The following is a 15584-nucleotide window of genomic DNA, read 5'->3' as shown; positions in this document are numbered from 1 at the left end:
CTCATCGGTCGTCTGCCAGGGGAAGTAACCTCGTGTACTCCCGGGCGAGTACACGCCCGCGCGTCGCCGCGCCCGACGAACTCCTCCGGGAGTACGCCGACGCCCGGGAGCCACCACCGCACAGTCCGTCCCCGCTCAGTCCGTCACCGCGAACCCCCGCGCCGCGCCCAGCCGTTGCAGCGAGTCCCGCCCGGGTATCCCGTCCGCGGCCCCCGCCGTGTACCCGCACCGCCTCTGCCAGCCCGCGTACGCCGTGACCGTGAGGCTGCCGTACGAGCCGTCCACCCAGCGCTGTTCGAGCAACCCCTCGTCCGCCAGCGCCTGTTCGACGATCGCCACCTCGGCCCCGTACGTCCGGTGCCCCTGCTCGGCCCCGGGGTCGCTGCGCGCCGCGGCGACGACGTGGGCGAGCGAGACCGTGCGCGGCCCGGGCAGGTAGCCGAGCAGCCGCCGCAGCGACTCCTCGCCCGGCACGCCGTCCGCGGCCTGCCCGGAGTAGCCCAGACTCGCCTGGTAGTCCGCGTAGTTCTCGGTGTCCGCGTCCGTCCAGGTCGGCCCGGGACCGGAGTGGTAGTGGGAGCCGAAGCCGCCCGCGACCAGCGCCCGGCCGACGGTGGTGACCTGGTAGCCCTGGGCGCCGTAGCCGTACGCCAGGCCGTTCACGGTGACCTGGTACCGGGCCGGGACGGACCCCCCGGGCGGGGGCGGCGAGGACGGGGAGCCGGAGCCGCTGCGGAGGGCGGGCCAGCTCCCCGGGTCGGTGTGGTCGTTGAACGGCACGTGGGCGTGGGCGTACCAGCCGCCGCGGGTCTCCCACACGTGCTCGTCGCGGTGCGAGGAGAAGTCGGTCGGCTGCCCCATCGGCCACGCGTCGGGCACGCCCCACGAGGAGATCCAGGCGTGGATCCGGTCCCAGCCCGCGCACGGGGTGTCGACCAACTGCGCGTAGACGGTGCCCTGGTGGCGGCAGTACGGGAAGAAGACCGCTTCGATCTGGATCACCACCCGCCCGGCCCGGTTGGTACGGGTCGGGCTCTGGGCGGGGCTGAGCAGGCTCTTCGAGCGGGAGTCGGCGGGGAACAGCTGGGCGGCGCGTCCGCTGAACGGGTCCCAGACCAGGTGCGGGGCGTCACCGGCACCGGCGCCGGTGAAGTACCCGACCAGGTCCTCGTAGGGGCACCAGTCCTGCGGTGCGGCGGCGGTGGCGTTGCGGTCCCAGGTGATGTGGGCGATGGCCTTCGGCGGGTACTGCTGGTCGGTCGGCGCGTGGTCGCCGAGGTCGTGGATCTCGGCACCGGGCAGCCACAGTTCCGGCATGTTGGCTCCTCCGAACGGCGTCATGACGACATAGCCTTTATCGGCAGGTTCGCGTCGGGCATTGACCCCGCCGACGGGATCCGCGGCATTGAGCCGCCCGAGCCCGCACGGCCGTTCGGATCATCGAGGGAAGTTCGTCCTGGCGTGCGGGCCGGGGCCTGTGGTGCGCGCCACCGGCTCCCCACTCGGGGCTACCCGAAAACTGCTCGGGGGAAGACTCGGAGGCCACCGGGCGGCGGCGTATCGCACCTCGCCGCGGCCGCCCTGTCCGTCGCTGACTTCGAGAGTGGTCCGGTCCACGGTGGCACGCTCGTATCACTCAACTCTCCTTTTTCACCGGGCCGTCCACATGTCGACACCGGTGCGCTGAGCCGAGCCGCTCGGCCGCACCCGCCTGACCCGCGACCGAGCCGAACCGAATCGCCCGGCCGCACCCCGCTTGACCCGCGGCGGCCCGGGCCCGCCACGGAATTCGGCGGCGGGCCCGGCCGGGCGGCGGGCACAATGCGCGGATGCCCTCGCTGCTGCACGCCGTTGCCGGTAACCCCGCCCTGCCGCCCGGACTGCTCGCACGCCTGGTCGCCGACGCCGACGAGGGCCTCGCCGAGGAACTCGCGCAGCGGGCGGATCTCACCCCTGAACAGGTCCGGCGGCTGGCCGACGGCCACGAGGGCGCCGCCGTGCGACTGGCCGGGCGCGGCCTTCTGCCCGCCGAGCACGTCGACCCGCTCGCCCGCCCGCAGGTCGCGCTCGCCCTGCTGGACGAGGGCCGAGGAGATCCGGCCTGGGCACGGCTGTTCGCCGACCACCCGGAGGAGCTGGTCAGGGAGCGGGTCGCCTCGGCGGTCGGGCTGCCGGACGAGGTCGCGGACCTGCTCACGGCCGACGAGTCGGCCGACGTGGTGGCCGTACTCGCCGCCCACACCACCCGACCGGACCTGCTGAGCCGCTTCGCCGCCCACCCGGTGCCGACCGTGCGGCGCTGCGCCGCGGCGAACGGGGCCATGCCCGCCGAACTCCTCACGGCCCTCCTGGACGACCCCGAGGTGATGGTCCGCGAACAGGCGGCGGGCCATCCGACCACCCCGGGGGCGGCCGCCGCCCGGCTGGTGGCCGACCACATCGTCGTCCGGCAGGCGCTCGCCACCCACGCCGGGCTGCCCGCCGAGACGTACCACCGGCTCGCCGGGGACGGGATCCCCTGGGTCCGGTCCAACCTCGCCCGGAACCCGGGGGTCGACGAAGGGCTGATCCGCCGCCTCGCCGAGGACGACGGCCACGACGTGCGGCGCTCGCTCGTCCAGCACCCGCGCATCCCGCTCGACCTCCTCACCCGGCTCGCCGCCACCATCCGGATCGGCCCGGCCCTGCTACTGCCCCGGATCGGCGCCGCCGATGCCGCCGAACTCGCCCGGCTCGCGGGCTCCCGGGAGCCGAGGGTCCGCGCCCTCGCCGCCTCCCGCCGCGATCTGCCGGCGGAGCTCCGTGACCGACTGGCCGCCGACCCGGACGCCAAGGTGGTCAACCCGGTGGCACCCCACCCCGGCCTGACCGCCGCACAACTCAGCGCTGCGCTGGATGCGTTCGGGTCCATGGTGGCCGCCGCCGTGGCCGCCAATCCGGGCGCCCCCGGCCCGCTGCTCGACCGGATCGTCGCCACCCCGCCGATCCCCGTCAAGGCCCTGCGCACCGTCGCCGCCCACCCCAACGCCTCCCCCACCGCCCTGGCCACCTGCCTGGCATCCCCGGACCTCCGCACCGCCGCGGCGGCGGCCGCCAACCCGGCCCTGCCGGCGACGGTGATCGCGGACTTGGTCTCCCGGCACCCGCCCGGCCGATGACACGCGGGGCGGATGTGGCTCCTGGTGTCCACCGGCCGCCGCCACGTCCGCACCCGGTTGCAGTTCCGTCTCCGTTCGGTCCGGTGGGGGTGTGTCGTGGCCACCGGTCCGGGAGCCTGGTGACAAGGACTCATGCGGCGGGGGGAGTTGCCATGGGGGACGGCCGGGAGCTGGTACCGCGCGTAGTGGGAGCGCTGGTACGGCTGACGCGGGGCACGGCCGGGCCGGGCCAGGCGGTGGCCGAGGTGGTTCGTGCCCGGCTGCGGCTGGTGCCGGAGGGGGCGCGGGCCGTGACGGCGGTCGAGGCGAGCCCGGACGATCCGCGGGCGCGCGGCGAACTGACCGCGGCCGTCGCCCAACTGCTCGCCACCGACCCGGGATTCGCCCAGTACCTGACCACCACCGAGCTCGGCGGGCCGGCCGACCCGACCACCGTCCAGCTCCGGACGGGCCCTGCCCCCGACCCGACCACCGTTCACCTGCGGGTCGATCCCGAAGACCGGTCCACCGTCCAGCTCCGGGCCGAGTCCGGGAACCCCTCCACCGTCCAGCTCGGGACCGGACCCAGGAACCCGTCCACCGTCCAGCTCCGGCTGGGTCCGGCCGCCGCCGGCGCCCGCGCCCTGGCCGCCCGGCGCGGCAACACCGCCCTCGTCGTCACCCTGGCGCTGGTCCTGATCACCGCAGTGGTCGCACTCGCGATCCACCTCGGCTCGCGCCCGCTGCTCCAGCCCAACGGACCGGACTTCGCCCACGCCGCCCGGACCGTCCGCGATCCCGCGCAGGCCCAGGGCGTGCTGCCGGACCTGGCGGCGATGCCGGGCGGCTGGCAGGTGGAGAGCGGGCCGCGGTCCGGGACCGGCAGCGGACCGGACGCGCCCTGCCTGCTCCCGGACGCCTGCGACCAGCAACTCGCCTACGCCACCGTGACGTTCCGCGCCACCCCGCTCCCGTCGGTGCAGTTCGCCGTGGTCACCTTCGCCTCCGCCGAGGCCGCCGGCCGGGCCTTCGCCGCCAGGCTCGACCTGATCGACGCCCGGGGCGACGCCACCGTGGCGGCCGTCCCGTCGATCGGTGACCAGAGCGCCGCCCGCACCCGGGGCGAGTCGACGGCCGAGACGCTGGTCCGGGTCGACGCGGCGTTGCTGTACGTGCACTACTCGGGCCCGGGGGCGACGGTCGCGCTGCCCGGCCTCACCCCCTTCGCCCGGCTGCTCGCCGAGCGCGCCCAGCAGGCCGAACAGGGCCGCACCCCGGACGCCGTCTTCCACGCCACCGCGCCCTGAGCACCCCGGGCACCCAGAGCACCCAGAGCACCCAGAGCACCGGAAACGCCAGAACCACCAGGGACACCCCGCCCCCTCCCCCGCCCCGCAGGCCCGCCGGCCTGCGGGGCGTTCCGTTGGCCCACGGCGCACCGCGCGCCCCCGTCGCCCGAATGCATGTGTCGCTCTCTTGACTGGCGTCACGAGAGCGCCATACTGGCTTCACTCCCGCTCGCACAATGAGGTGCCCGCCCATGGAGCTCTCCCCCTCAGCGCATGTGGACACGTTCTGCCGCGACCATCTCCCACCCTTCGAGCAGTGGCCGGAACTCCTCTTCGATCTCCCGGAGTTGGCCTACCCCGACCGCCTGAACTGCGCGGCCGCCCTGCTCGACGACACCATCGCCCGCTTCGGACCCGACCGCCGCTGCCTGCTCACCCCCACCGACGGGTGGAGCTACGGCGAACTGCGCGACCGCACCGACCGGATCGCCCGCCTGCTCACCGAGGAACTCGGCCTCGTCCCCGGCAACCGCGTCCTGCTGCGCGGACCCAACACCCCCTGGCTGGCAGCCTGTTGGCTCGGTGTGCTGAAGGCCGGCGGGGTGGTGGTCACCACCATGCCGCTGCTGCGCGCCGCCGAGCTGACCGAACTGACCCGGATCGCCCGCCCGACCCTCGCCCTGTGCGACCACCGCTTCCTCACCGAACTCGACCGGGCTCACGCCCCCGACCTGCGGATAGTCCCCTTCGGCGGCCCCGGCCCCGAGGACCTCGCCGCCCGCTGCGCCACCCTGCGCCCCGGCTTCACCGCCCTAGCGACCGCCGCCGACGACGTCGCGCTGATCGCCTTCACCTCCGGCACCACCGGCCGCCCCAAGGCCACCCTGCACTTCCACCGGGACGTGCTCGCCAACGCCGACACCTTCTCCCGCCACCTGCTCCGTCCCACCCCCGACGATCTCTTCGCCGGCACCCCGCCGCTCGGCTTCACCTTCGGCCTCGGCGGCCTGCTGGTCTTCCCGCTGCGGGCCGGCGCCGCCAGCCTGCTGCTGGAGCAGGCCACGCCCGAGCAACTCGCCGAGCTGGTCCGCGGCCACGGCGTGAGCGTCCTGTTCACCGCGCCGACCGCCTACCGGGCGATTCTGGCCGCCGGGCTGGCCGACCGACTGGCCGGGGTGCGGCGCTGTGTGTCGGCCGGCGAGCCGCTGCCCGCCCCCGTCTGGGAGGCCTTCCACGCCGCCACCGGCCGACGGCTGATCGACGGCATCGGCGCCACCGAGCTGCTGCATGTGTTCATCTCGGCCGCCGACGCCGACATCCGCCCCGGCTCCACCGGCCGTCCCGTCCCCGGCTACCGGGCGGCGATACTGGACGGGCAGGGCAACCCGGTGCCGGACGGCGAACCCGGGCTGCTCGCCGTCAAGGGCCCGACCGGCTGCCGTTACCTGGACGACGAGCGCCAGCGCGACTACGTGCGCAACGGCTGGAACCTCACCGGCGACACGTACCTCCGCGACCGCGACGGCTACTTCTGGTACCAGGCGCGCAACGACGACATGATCGTCTCGGCGGGCTACAACATCGCCGGGCCCGAGGTGGAACAGGCGCTCGGCGCCCACCCCGCCGTCGCCGACTGCGCCGTGGTGGCCGCCCCGGACGAGCGGCGCGGCACGGTGGTCAAGGCGTACGTGGTGCTGCGGGAGGGCGCTTCGGCCGGTGCGGAGACGGTCAAGGAGCTCCAGGAACACGTCAAGCGCACCATCGCGCCGTACAAGTACCCGCGTGCCGTCGAGTTCGTCCCCGAGCTGCCGCGCACCGCGACCGGCAAGCTGCTCCGCGCCGAGCTGCGCAGAAGGGCCGCCGTGACCCAGGAGGTGCCCCGGGACGTTCCCCAGGAGGTGCAGGTGCCCCAGAACGTTCCAAAGGAGGCGACCCAGGAGGTGACCCAGAACGTGCCCCAGGACACGCCGAAGGACGCGGAACAGGCTCCGCTCCCCGCCGCCATCACCGTCGAGCGCCGGGTCGAGTGGTCGGACACCGACGCCGCCGGGCACTACCACTTCTCCGCCGTCCAGCGCTGGGCCGAGGCCGCCGAGGCGGCGCTGCTGCGCCGGCTCGGGCTGGCCGAGCTGTTCGGACGGATCCCCCGGGTGCACTTCGAGGCCGACTACCGGGAGCGGCTCTGGTTCGGGGACGTCGTCCGCACCGAGCTGCGGGTGGTCCGGGTCGGCGGCTCCTCGCTGCACTACACCTTCGAGGTACACGGCCCGACCGGCCTGGCCGCCAGCGGCCGGATGTCGGTGGTGCACGCCGCGCCGCAGGCCAAGGGCGCCGAGCCCTGGCCCGCCCCGGTCCGCCGGGCACTCGCGGAGGCCGGGCCGCAGCAGCCGGAGGTGGTCGCATGACGGCAGCACATCGCCCGGCCATCGGACCGCGACGCATCGCGGTGATCGGCGCCGGTCCGGGCGGGCTCTACTTCGCCGCCCTGGCCAAGCAGTTGGCCCCCGAACGCGAGATCACCGTGTACGAACGCGACGCCCGGGAGCACGAGTTCGGCTTCGGCGTGGTCTTCTCCGACGAGACCCTGGACGGCATCGCCCGGGCCGACCCGCAGGTCTTCGCGGCGATCAGCGCCGAGTTCGCCCGCTGGAGCGACATCGACATCCGCTACGCCGGCCAGGTCCGCACCAGCGGCGGGCACGGCTTCGCCGCCCTCGACCGCAACCGGCTGCGCGCCGTCCTGCAACAGCGCTGCGCCGAACTGGCGGTGGACGTGCGCTACCGCACGCCCGCCCCGCCGGTCGAGCAACTCACCGCCGAGTACGACCTGGTGGTGGCCGCCGACGGCATCCACTCCGGCACCCGGGCCGCCCACCCGGACGTCTTCCGCACCGAACTGGACGAGCGGAGCTGCCGCTACATCTGGCTCGCCACCGACCGGGTCTTCGAGGCCTTCACCTTCATCGTCGAGGAGTTCGACTTCGGCGTCCTCCAGGTGCACGCCTACCCGTACAGCGCCAGCCGCTCGACCTTCATCGTCGAGATCGCCGAGGACGCCTGGCGCCGCGCGGGCTTCGAGGCGTTCGCGGCACGGGAGCTGGCGCGCGGCGAGAGCGACACGGCGAGCGTGCGACGCTGCGCCGAGCTGCTCGCCGGCCACCTGGACGGCCACCGGCTGATCCCCAACGCTTCCCGCTGGATCCGCTTCACCACCGTGCGCAACGCCAGTTGGCGCCACCGCAACCTCGTGCTGCTCGGCGACGCCGCGCACTCCGCGCACTTCTCGATCGGTTCGGGCACCAAGCTGGCCCTGGAGGACGCCCTCGCCCTGGCCGCCGGGCTGAGCGAACAGCCCACCCTGGACGCCGCGTTGGCCGCCTACGAGGCGGAGCGGCGGCCGGTGGTGGAATCCACCCAGCGGGCCGCCCAGGCCAGCCTGGAGTGGTTCGAGACGGTCGGCCGCCGCACCGGCCTGGGCGTCGACCAGTTCGCCTTCAACCTGCTCACCCGCAGCCGCCGGGTCACCTACGGCGGTCTGCGCGCCCGCGACCCGGAGTTCACGGCCGCCGTGGAGAGCGCCACCGGCGGCTCGCCCGGGGTGCCGCCGATGTTCCGGCCGCTGAAGCTGGGCGCGCTGGAGCTGCGCAACCGGATCGTCGTCCCACCGCTCGCCACCTTCACCTCGCCCGACGCGCTGCCCAGCGCCTTCGACCGGGCCCAGTTGACCGCCCACGCGCTCGGCGGCGCCGGGCTGGTGATCGCCGGGATGACGGCCGTCAGCCCCGAGGGCCGGGCCACCGACCGCTGCCCCGGCCTGTGGACCGACGGCCAGGAGGCCGCCTGGACGGAACTGCTGAACGCGGTAAGGGCGGTGAGCGACACCCCGGTCGGCATCCAGCTCACCCACGCCGGCCGCCGGGGCGCCACCACCGCGCCCGGACCGGACGGCGTCGGCCGCCCGCTCGCCGAGGGCTGGCCGCTGCTCGCCCCCTCACCGCTGCCCTGGGGCCCCGGCAGTCCGACCCCGCACGAGGCCAACGAGGTCCACCTGGCCGCCGTCGCAGCGGACTTCGCCGCCTCCGCCGAGCGCGCCGCGCGGGCCGGCTTCGACGCGCTGGAGCTGCAGTTCGGCCACGGGCACCTGCTCTCCTCCTTCCTCTCCCCGCTCACCAACCGCCGCACCGACCACTACGGCGGCCCGCTCGCCCACCGACTGCTGTTCCCGCTGGCGGTGCTGGCCGCCGTGCGCGCCGTCTGGCCCGCCGGGCGGCCGCTGCTGGTGCGGATCTCGGCCGCCGACTGGGCGCCCGGCGGCACCTCCGAGACCGCCGCGGTGGCGATCTGCCAGGCCCTCGCCGACGCCGGGGCGGACGCGGTGGACGTGTCCACCGGCGAGGTGGTGGCGCACCAGCGGCCGCCGTACGGGCGCGGCTACCAGACGCCCTTCGCCGAGCTGATCCGCACCTCCACCGGCCTGCCGACCATCGCGGTCGGCGCGATCTCCGGCCACGACGACGCCAACTCCGTGCTGCTGGCCGGCCGCGCCGACCTGGTCGCGGTCGGCCGGGCCCAGCTGCACGACCCGTTCTGGACCCTGCACGCCGCGGCCGACCAGGACTACACCGGCCCCGGCGCCCACTGGCCCGAACCCTGGCTGGCCGGCCGCCGCAGGCCGCCGGGCCCCGGCGCCGACCGGGTCGCCCCGCGTCTGCACCTGCTGCGCGAGCCCGCCCCGCCCGTCCACCGCCGCTGGCTGCCGACCAGCCCGCCCAAGGAGTGACGATGCCGGACCTGCCCCGCTTCACCGCCGCCGCCGTGCAGGCCGCCCCGGTCTACCTGGACCCGGCCGCGACCGTGGACAAGGCCGTCGCCCTGATCCAGGAGGCGGCCCGGCACGGCGCCGCGCTGGTGGTCTTCCCCGAGGTCTTCGTGCCCGGCTACCCGTACTGGAACTGGACGATGACCCCGGTGCAGGGCTCGCCCTGGTACGAGCGGCTGTACCGCGCCGCCGTGGACGTCCCCGGGCCGTACGTCGACACCCTGCGCGCCGCCGCCCGGCAGGCCGGGGTGGTGCTGGTGATCGGCGTCAACGAGCGCGGCCGACACAGTCTCGGGGTGCTGTACAACACCCTGCTGATCATCGACTCGGACGGCGAACTCCTGGGCGCGCACCGCAAGCTGGTGCCCACCTGGGCGGAGAAGCTGACCTGGACCCAGGGCGACGGCAGCTCGCTGCGGGTGCACCGCACGGCCGTCGGCCCGCTCGGCGCGCTCGCCTGCGGGGAGAACACCAACACCCTGGCCCGCTTCACCCTCCTCGCGCAGGGCGAACTCGTGCACGCCGCCGGCTACATCGCCCTGCCGGTGGCCCCCGAGGACTACGACATGGCGGAGGCGATCGCCCTGCGCGCCGCCGCCCACTGCTTCGAGGGCAAGCTGTTCACCGTGGTCTCCTGCTCCACCATCTCGCCGGAGATGGTGGACCTGATCGCCGGCGAGGACCAGCAGGTCCGCAAGCAGCTCGCCCGCCCGCGCAACGCGCTGTCCGGGATCTTCGGCCCGGACGGCCGGGCGGTCACCGAGCCGCTGGTCGACGAGGAGGGCATCGTCTACGCAGAGATCGACCTCGGCCGGTGCATCCAGCCCAAGCAGATGCACGACATCGTCGGCCACTACAACCGCTTCGACGTCTTCCAACTGCACGTGAACGACCGCCCGTTGCGTCCCCTGGTGCTCCCCGAGGAGGAGGCATGACCAGCGAGAACAGCTACGACGACGACCGGATCGGCCGGGCCCGCGTCAACGACAGACCGGAACTGCTCGCCTACTACGAGGAGTTGGCCAAGCACGAGGCCGGCGCCCTGTGGACGGTGGCGAACAAGATCGAACCCTGGTACCCGCAGCCGAAGTCCGTCCCGGTGCTGTGGCGCTACGCCGACCTGCGCCCGCTGGTCCGCAAGGCCCTCCCGCTGGTGAAGGCCGACGACGCGGGACGCCGGGTGGTGATGCTGGTCAACCCCGGACGCCGCGAACTCAGCGCCGCCGTCGGCCTGTTGTACACCGGCCTGCAGATCATGGGCCCCGGTGAGGCGATGACCGCCCACCGCCACCAGGCCTCCGCGCTGCGCTTCGTCCACGAGGGCGCCGGCGCCTGGACGGTCGTGGACGGGCAGAAGCTCAAGGTCGGCCCGCGCGACTTCGCGATCACCCCCAACAACACCTGGCACGAGCACGGCAACGAGGCCGAGGACAACCCGGTGATCTGGCAGGACGGTCTGGACATCCCGCTGGTCAACACCCTCGACGCCAACTTCTACGAGGTCCACCCCGAGCTCTACCAGCGGCCCGGCCCGGTGGCGAACTCCTCGCTGCTCAGCTACGGCGGCAACCTGCTCCCGTACGGCGTCGAGAAGTGGACCCGCCCGTACTCGCCGCTGCTCGGCTGGCCCTGGGAACCCAGCTACCACGCACTGTGCCAACTCGCCCGCGCCACCGGGGGATCCCCGTACGACGGTGTGATCATGGAGTACACCAACCCGGTCACCGGCGGCCCGGTGATGCCCACCATGGCCGCCCACCTGCAACTGCTGCGCCCCGGCCAGGCCACCCGGGCCCACCGGCACACCGGCTCGGTGGTCTACACGGCGGCCAAGGGGCGCGGCGTCTCGGTGATCGCCGGGCAGCGCTTCGAGTGGCAGCAGGGCGACATCTTCGTCGTGCCGTCCTGGGCCTGGCACGAGCACGCGAACCTCGACCAGGGCGAGGACGCCTGTCTCTTCTCCTTCAACGACTTCCCGGTCATGCACTCGCTCGGCCTCTACCGCGAGGAGTCCTACCCGGACCACGACGGACACCAGCCCACCACCCCGTAACAGGAGTCCAGAGAGATGCACCTGCTCACCTACTGCGCCGACGGCGACGAGACCCCCCGTCTGGGCGCCCGGATCGGCGCCGACCGGGTCGCCGACCTGACCGCACTCGCCTCCGCCGCCGGAGTGCGACTCCCGGACAGCCTCCTGGAGTTGATCCGGGCCGGCGAGCCCGCCCTGGCCGCTGCCCGGCAGCTGCTCGACGGGGCGCCGGACACCCGGCCGCTCGCCGAGGTGTCGCTGTGCGCCCCGCTGCGCCCGGGAAAGATCGTCGGCGTCGGCCTCAACTACGTGGAGCACGTGGACGAGTCGCACCGCAGCCTGGACACCGACCGCGAACTCCCCGACCGCCCGGTGCTGTTCGGCAAGCCGGCCACCGCCGTCACCGGACCGGGCCAGCCGATCCTGCACAACGCCGACCTCACCAAGCAGCTCGACTGGGAGTGCGAACTCGCCGTGGTGATCGGCGAACCCGCCCGCCGGGTGAGCGAGCAGGACGCCTGGCGGCACGTGTTCGGCTACAGCATCGTCAACGACGTCAGCGCCCGCGACCAGCGCCGCTCCGGCCAGTGGTTCTTCTCCAAGGGCCAGGACAGCTACGCGCCGTTCGGCCCGGGGGTGGTCACCGCGGACGAGATCCCCGAGCCGCAGCGGCTCGACCTCTCGCTGCGGGTCAACGGCGAGCTGCGGCAGAACTCCAACACCCGCCACATGCTGTTCGGCATCGCCCGGCTGATCGCCGACATCTCCGCCGGCATGACCCTGGAGCCCGGGGACGTGATCGCCACCGGCTCCCCCTCGGGAGTGGGTGCCGGCATGGTCCCGCCGCAGTTCCTGCAGCCCGGCGACCTGGTCGAGGCCACCATCGAGCGGATCGGCACCCTCGCCAACCCCGTGGTCGACGCCCGCTGAACCGGCACCCGTTGAACCACACCCGTTGAACGTTGAACAGGGCCGCAGACCCAGGCCCGCTGGGCAACGCCCGCTGAGCAACGCCGCTGATCGACACCCCGCTGAGAGGAGTCCGGCGCAGATGACCACCTACCGGATCGGCCAGATCGTCCCGAGCTCCAACGTCACCATGGAGACCGAGGTCCCCGCCCTGCTGCGGGCCCGCGAGGCGGTCGCCCCCGAACGGTTCACCTTCCACTCCAGCCGGATGCGGATGACCAGGGTCACCCCCGAGCAACTGCGCGCCATGGACGGCGAGTCCGACCGCTGCGCCGCCGAGCTCTCGGACGCCCGGGTCGACGTGATCGGCTACGCCTGCCTGGTCGCGGTGATGGCCACCGGCCCCGGCTACCACCGCGAGGCCGAACGGCGGCTGCACCGCCGCACGGTGGAGAACGGCGCGCCCGCGCCCGTGGTCACCAGTGCCGGCGCGCTGGTCGCCGGCCTGCGGACGCTCGGCGCGAGGAAGGTCGCGATGGTCACCCCGTACCTGCGGCCGCTGGCCCGGACGGTGGTCGACTACCTCGCCCAGGAGGGCATCGAGGTGCTCGACCACGCCGCCCTGGAGATCGCCGACAACCTGGACGTGGCCGCCCACGACCCGGCCCGGCTGCCCGCGATCGCCAAGGGCCTGTCGCACGGCGGGGCCGACGCCGTGGTGCTCTCCGCCTGCGTGCAGATGCCCTCGCTGTCCGCCGTCGAGGAGGCCGAGCAGCAGCTCGGCAAACCGGTGGTCTCGGCCGCGATCTGCACCACCCACCAGTTGCTGCGGGCGCTCGGCCTGCCCGCCGTCGCCCCGGGCGCCGGACACCTGCTCTCCGGCGCCTACGCCTAGATCCGCCCCCGCTATGATCACCACCAGCCGTCGGGGAGGAGGGTCCGCACATGGAGAGCACGACCCGGCCCAGCTCCCTGATCCACACCGTCTACGGCGAGTTCGTCCGCCGCCTCGGCGGCTGGATATCGATCGCCGACCTGATCGCGCTGATGGCCGAGCTGGACGTCGACGCCCCCGCCGTCCGCTCGGCGATCTCCCGGCTGAAGAAGGCCGGCACCCTGCTCCAGGAGCGCCGCGCCGGCACCGGCTACCGGCTGTCCCCCGCGATGGCCCCGGTCTTCGACGAGGGCGACCGCCGGATCTTCCACAGCCTGGAGCCCGCCGAGCTCGCCGACGGCTGGGTGGTGGCGGTCTTCTCGGTGCCCGAGTCCGAACGCGCCCACCGCCACCAGCTGCGCTCCCGGCTCAGCTGGCTCGGCTTCGGCAACGCCGCCCCCGGCGTCTGGCTGGCCCCCGCCCGGCTGCTGCCGGACGCCCGCCGGCTGCTGGAACGCCTGGGCCTGAGCGCCTACGTCCACCTCTTCCTCTCCGCCGAGTACGCCGGCTTCGCCGAACTCCGTACGGCGGTGGCGAGTTGGTGGGACCTCCCGGCGATCGAGGCGCAGTACGCGGCCTTCACCGACGCCTGGCGCCCGCTCGCCGAGGAGCTGCGCGGACGCTCGCGGATCGACCCGGCCGAGGCCTTCCGGGACTACGTGCCGATGCTCACCCAGTGGCGCCGGCTGCCGTACCTCGACCCCGGGCTGCCCGAACCGCTGCTGCCCGCCGACTGGAACGCCGTCCCGGCTCGTGCCGTGTTCACCGCGGTGCACGGGCTGCTCGCCGAGCCGAGCCTGCGGTACGTCGAGAAGGTCACCGGCCTGTCGCACCCCCAGGAGCTGTCATGACCATCCCGGCCGACCTGCTGATCCGTGCCGCCACCGTGCACACCCTCGCCCCGGGCGAGGGCCCGCAGCGCGCCGTCGCCGTCACCGACGGCCGGATCACCGCCCTCGCCGCCGAGCCGGACGGCCTGGACGCCCTGATCGGGCCCGGCACCGAGGTGGTGGACGCCCCGTCGGCGACCGTGCTGCCCGCCTTCGACGACACCCACACCCATCTGATCCTGGCCGGGCACAGCGTCCACGGCGTCCCGGTGCACGAGGCCCGGGACCTCGCCGGGTTCCTGGAGCTGATCCGCGAGCGCGCCGCCCGCACCCCGGCCGGGGAGTGGATCCTCACCACGGTCAACTGGCAGGAGGTGCTGCTCACCGAGCAGCGGATGCCGACCACCGAGGAGCTGGACGCCGCCACCGCCGCCCACCCGGTGCTGGTGCGCCGCGGCGCGTACAACATGGTGCTCAACTCGGCCGCGCTGCGGCTGGCCGGGATCGACGGGTCCACCGAGGCGCCGTCCGGTGGGGTGATCGAACGCGACGAGCACGGCCGGCTGACCGGCCGGCTGATCAACCGGGCGACCGAGCTGGTCGAGCGGGTGCTGCCGCGCCCGACCCTCGCCGAGCGGATCGAGGGGCTGCGGGCGGCATCCGCCGACTACGCCGCCACCGGGATCGGCACCGTGCGCGACTGCCTCGTCCCGGTCGAGGACCTCGACGTGCTGGACGCGGCCCGGGCCGAGGGCGCGCTCGCCGTCCGGGTACGGGTCCTGGTCTCCGGCTTCGCGGCGCGCACCCCCGAGCAGGTGGACGCCCTGCTGGACCGGATGGACCAGTGGCGCGCGGACGGCCGGGACGACGCGCAACTGCGCCTGTGGGGAGTCAAGTTCGGCATCGACGGCGGCTTCGAGGCGGGCGCGCTGGAGGAGCCCTACCAGGGGCAGCCCTGCTACCACGGGCGGCTGCTCTGGGAGCCGGAGCAGCTGCTCGCCGCGGTGGACCGGGTGGTCGAGCGCGGCTGGCGGGCCGGCGTGCACGCCTGGGGGGACCGCGGGCTGCGGGTCCTGCTGGACGTCTTCGAGCAGGTGCTGAAGGGCCGGCCCGGACTGCCACCGGGCACCCTCGTGGTCGAACACGGCGGACTGGCCCGGGCCGACCAGCGGGCCCGGGCGATCGCGCTCGGCATCCCGGTGACGGTCCAGCACCCGCTGCTGCACGACGGCGCGCTCACCCAGCAGCGCGCCTGGGGCGAGGAGCGCACCGCGGCGCTGTTCCCGTTGCGCGAGTGGCTGGACGGGGGAGCGCAGCTCTCGGCCGGCTCGGACTTCCCGGTCGGCCCGTACGGCGCGATGGTCTCGGTGTGGGGCATGACGACCCGCGGCACCACGGCCGGGGTGGTCGGCGCCGAGCACGCGATCGGTCGGGAGGAGGCGGTCGCGCTGCACACCGTCGCCGCCGCCCGGCTGACCGGCGAGAGCGCCGAGCGCGGCAGCCTGCGCCCGGGCGCGCTCGCCGACCTCACGCTGTGGCCGGTCGACCCGTTGAGCTGCCCGGTGGAGCGGCTCAGGGAGCTGCGGCCGGTCCGCACGGTGGTCGGTGGCCGTACCGTCCACCGGAGTTGACGG

General features: G+C 74.3%; 11 protein-coding genes and 1 pseudogene. 11 read left to right on the top strand and 1 reads right to left on the bottom strand.

All coding sequences use genetic code 11. From position 1 onward, the window contains the following. Positions 1-135 precede the first annotated feature (135 nt). On the bottom strand, positions 136-1317 hold the full coding sequence (locus ACZ6Z8_RS20845; protein WP_465611518.1) for a peptidoglycan-binding protein: 1182 nt from the start codon (positions 1315-1317) through the stop codon (positions 136-138). A gap of 512 nt (positions 1318-1829) precedes the next feature. Here ACZ6Z8_RS20845 and ACZ6Z8_RS20840 point away from each other — a divergent pair. From ACZ6Z8_RS20840 to ACZ6Z8_RS20790, 11 genes and pseudogenes are all read left to right on the top strand, one after another. Beyond that, a complete protein-coding gene (locus tag ACZ6Z8_RS20840) occupies positions 1830-3158 on the top strand; it encodes a hypothetical protein (protein ID WP_465611517.1) in 1329 nt (442 codons plus the stop codon). Between the two features lie 152 nt (positions 3159-3310). Next, entirely contained in the window at positions 3311-4444 is a 1134-nt protein-coding gene (locus ACZ6Z8_RS20835; protein WP_465611516.1) for a hypothetical protein, read from the top strand. 233 nt (positions 4445-4677) lie between these two features. After that, positions 4678-6288 (top strand): annotated as a pseudogene (locus ACZ6Z8_RS20830) (AMP-binding protein); the annotation flags it as partial. Next, positions 6289-6831, top strand: a complete 543-nt coding sequence (locus ACZ6Z8_RS20825) for an acyl-CoA thioesterase (protein ID WP_465611688.1) — start codon at positions 6289-6291, stop codon at positions 6829-6831. It begins immediately after the preceding pseudogene. Next, complete coding sequence (locus tag ACZ6Z8_RS20820; RefSeq protein WP_465611515.1) at positions 6828-9206, top strand: oxidoreductase; 2379 nt, start codon at positions 6828-6830, stop codon at positions 9204-9206. The genes ACZ6Z8_RS20825 and ACZ6Z8_RS20820 overlap by 4 nt, the downstream gene beginning before the upstream one ends. A gap of 2 nt (positions 9207-9208) precedes the next feature. Next, complete coding sequence (locus tag ACZ6Z8_RS20815) at positions 9209-10180, top strand: carbon-nitrogen hydrolase family protein (protein WP_465611514.1); 972 nt, start codon at positions 9209-9211, stop codon at positions 10178-10180. After that, positions 10177-11298 (top strand): cupin domain-containing protein, encoded by a 1122-nt coding sequence (locus ACZ6Z8_RS20810; RefSeq protein ID WP_465611513.1) that lies wholly within the window; start codon positions 10177-10179, stop codon positions 11296-11298. Before ACZ6Z8_RS20815 ends, ACZ6Z8_RS20810 begins: the two co-directional genes overlap by 4 nt. Before the next feature lie 15 nt (positions 11299-11313). Beyond that, positions 11314-12207, top strand: coding sequence for a fumarylacetoacetate hydrolase family protein (locus ACZ6Z8_RS20805; RefSeq protein ID WP_465611512.1), 894 nt, complete (start codon positions 11314-11316; stop codon positions 12205-12207). Positions 12208-12328: 121 nt separating this feature from the next. After that, positions 12329-13081: a maleate cis-trans isomerase family protein gene (locus tag ACZ6Z8_RS20800; RefSeq protein WP_465611511.1), complete on the top strand. Its 753-nt coding sequence runs from the start codon at positions 12329-12331 to the stop codon at positions 13079-13081. 50 nt (positions 13082-13131) lie between these two features. After that, positions 13132-13971, top strand: coding sequence for a PaaX family transcriptional regulator (locus ACZ6Z8_RS20795; protein ID WP_465611510.1), 840 nt, complete (start codon positions 13132-13134; stop codon positions 13969-13971). Continuing rightward, positions 13968-15581, top strand: coding sequence for an amidohydrolase (locus ACZ6Z8_RS20790; RefSeq protein WP_465611509.1), 1614 nt, complete (start codon positions 13968-13970; stop codon positions 15579-15581). Before ACZ6Z8_RS20795 ends, ACZ6Z8_RS20790 begins: the two co-directional genes overlap by 4 nt. The last annotated feature ends 3 nt before the right edge of the window (positions 15582-15584 follow it).

Source organism: Kitasatospora sp. NPDC101108 (assembly GCF_055584725.1).
Note: the sequence above shows the minus strand (reverse complement) of the source record. Positions and strands in the feature narration are given on the sequence as shown.

What these genes read in the sequence shown, in the direction of transcription:
- ACZ6Z8_RS20845 (WP_465611518.1), bottom strand. Translation starts at nt 1,317, where the DNA reads ATGCCGGAACTGTGGCTGCCCGGTGCCGAGATCCACGACCTCGGCGAC.
- ACZ6Z8_RS20840 (WP_465611517.1), top strand. Translation starts at nt 1,830, where the DNA reads ATGCCCTCGCTGCTGCACGCCGTTGCCGGTAACCCCGCCCTGCCGCCC.
- ACZ6Z8_RS20835 (WP_465611516.1), top strand. Translation starts at nt 3,311, where the DNA reads ATGGGGGACGGCCGGGAGCTGGTACCGCGCGTAGTGGGAGCGCTGGTA.
- ACZ6Z8_RS20820 (WP_465611515.1), top strand. Translation starts at nt 6,828, where the DNA reads ATGACGGCAGCACATCGCCCGGCCATCGGACCGCGACGCATCGCGGTG.
- ACZ6Z8_RS20815 (WP_465611514.1), top strand. Translation starts at nt 9,209, where the DNA reads ATGCCGGACCTGCCCCGCTTCACCGCCGCCGCCGTGCAGGCCGCCCCG.
- ACZ6Z8_RS20810 (WP_465611513.1), top strand. Translation starts at nt 10,177, where the DNA reads ATGACCAGCGAGAACAGCTACGACGACGACCGGATCGGCCGGGCCCGC.
- ACZ6Z8_RS20805 (WP_465611512.1), top strand. Translation starts at nt 11,314, where the DNA reads ATGCACCTGCTCACCTACTGCGCCGACGGCGACGAGACCCCCCGTCTG.
- ACZ6Z8_RS20800 (WP_465611511.1), top strand. Translation starts at nt 12,329, where the DNA reads ATGACCACCTACCGGATCGGCCAGATCGTCCCGAGCTCCAACGTCACC.
- ACZ6Z8_RS20795 (WP_465611510.1), top strand. Translation starts at nt 13,132, where the DNA reads ATGGAGAGCACGACCCGGCCCAGCTCCCTGATCCACACCGTCTACGGC.
- ACZ6Z8_RS20790 (WP_465611509.1), top strand. Translation starts at nt 13,968, where the DNA reads ATGACCATCCCGGCCGACCTGCTGATCCGTGCCGCCACCGTGCACACC.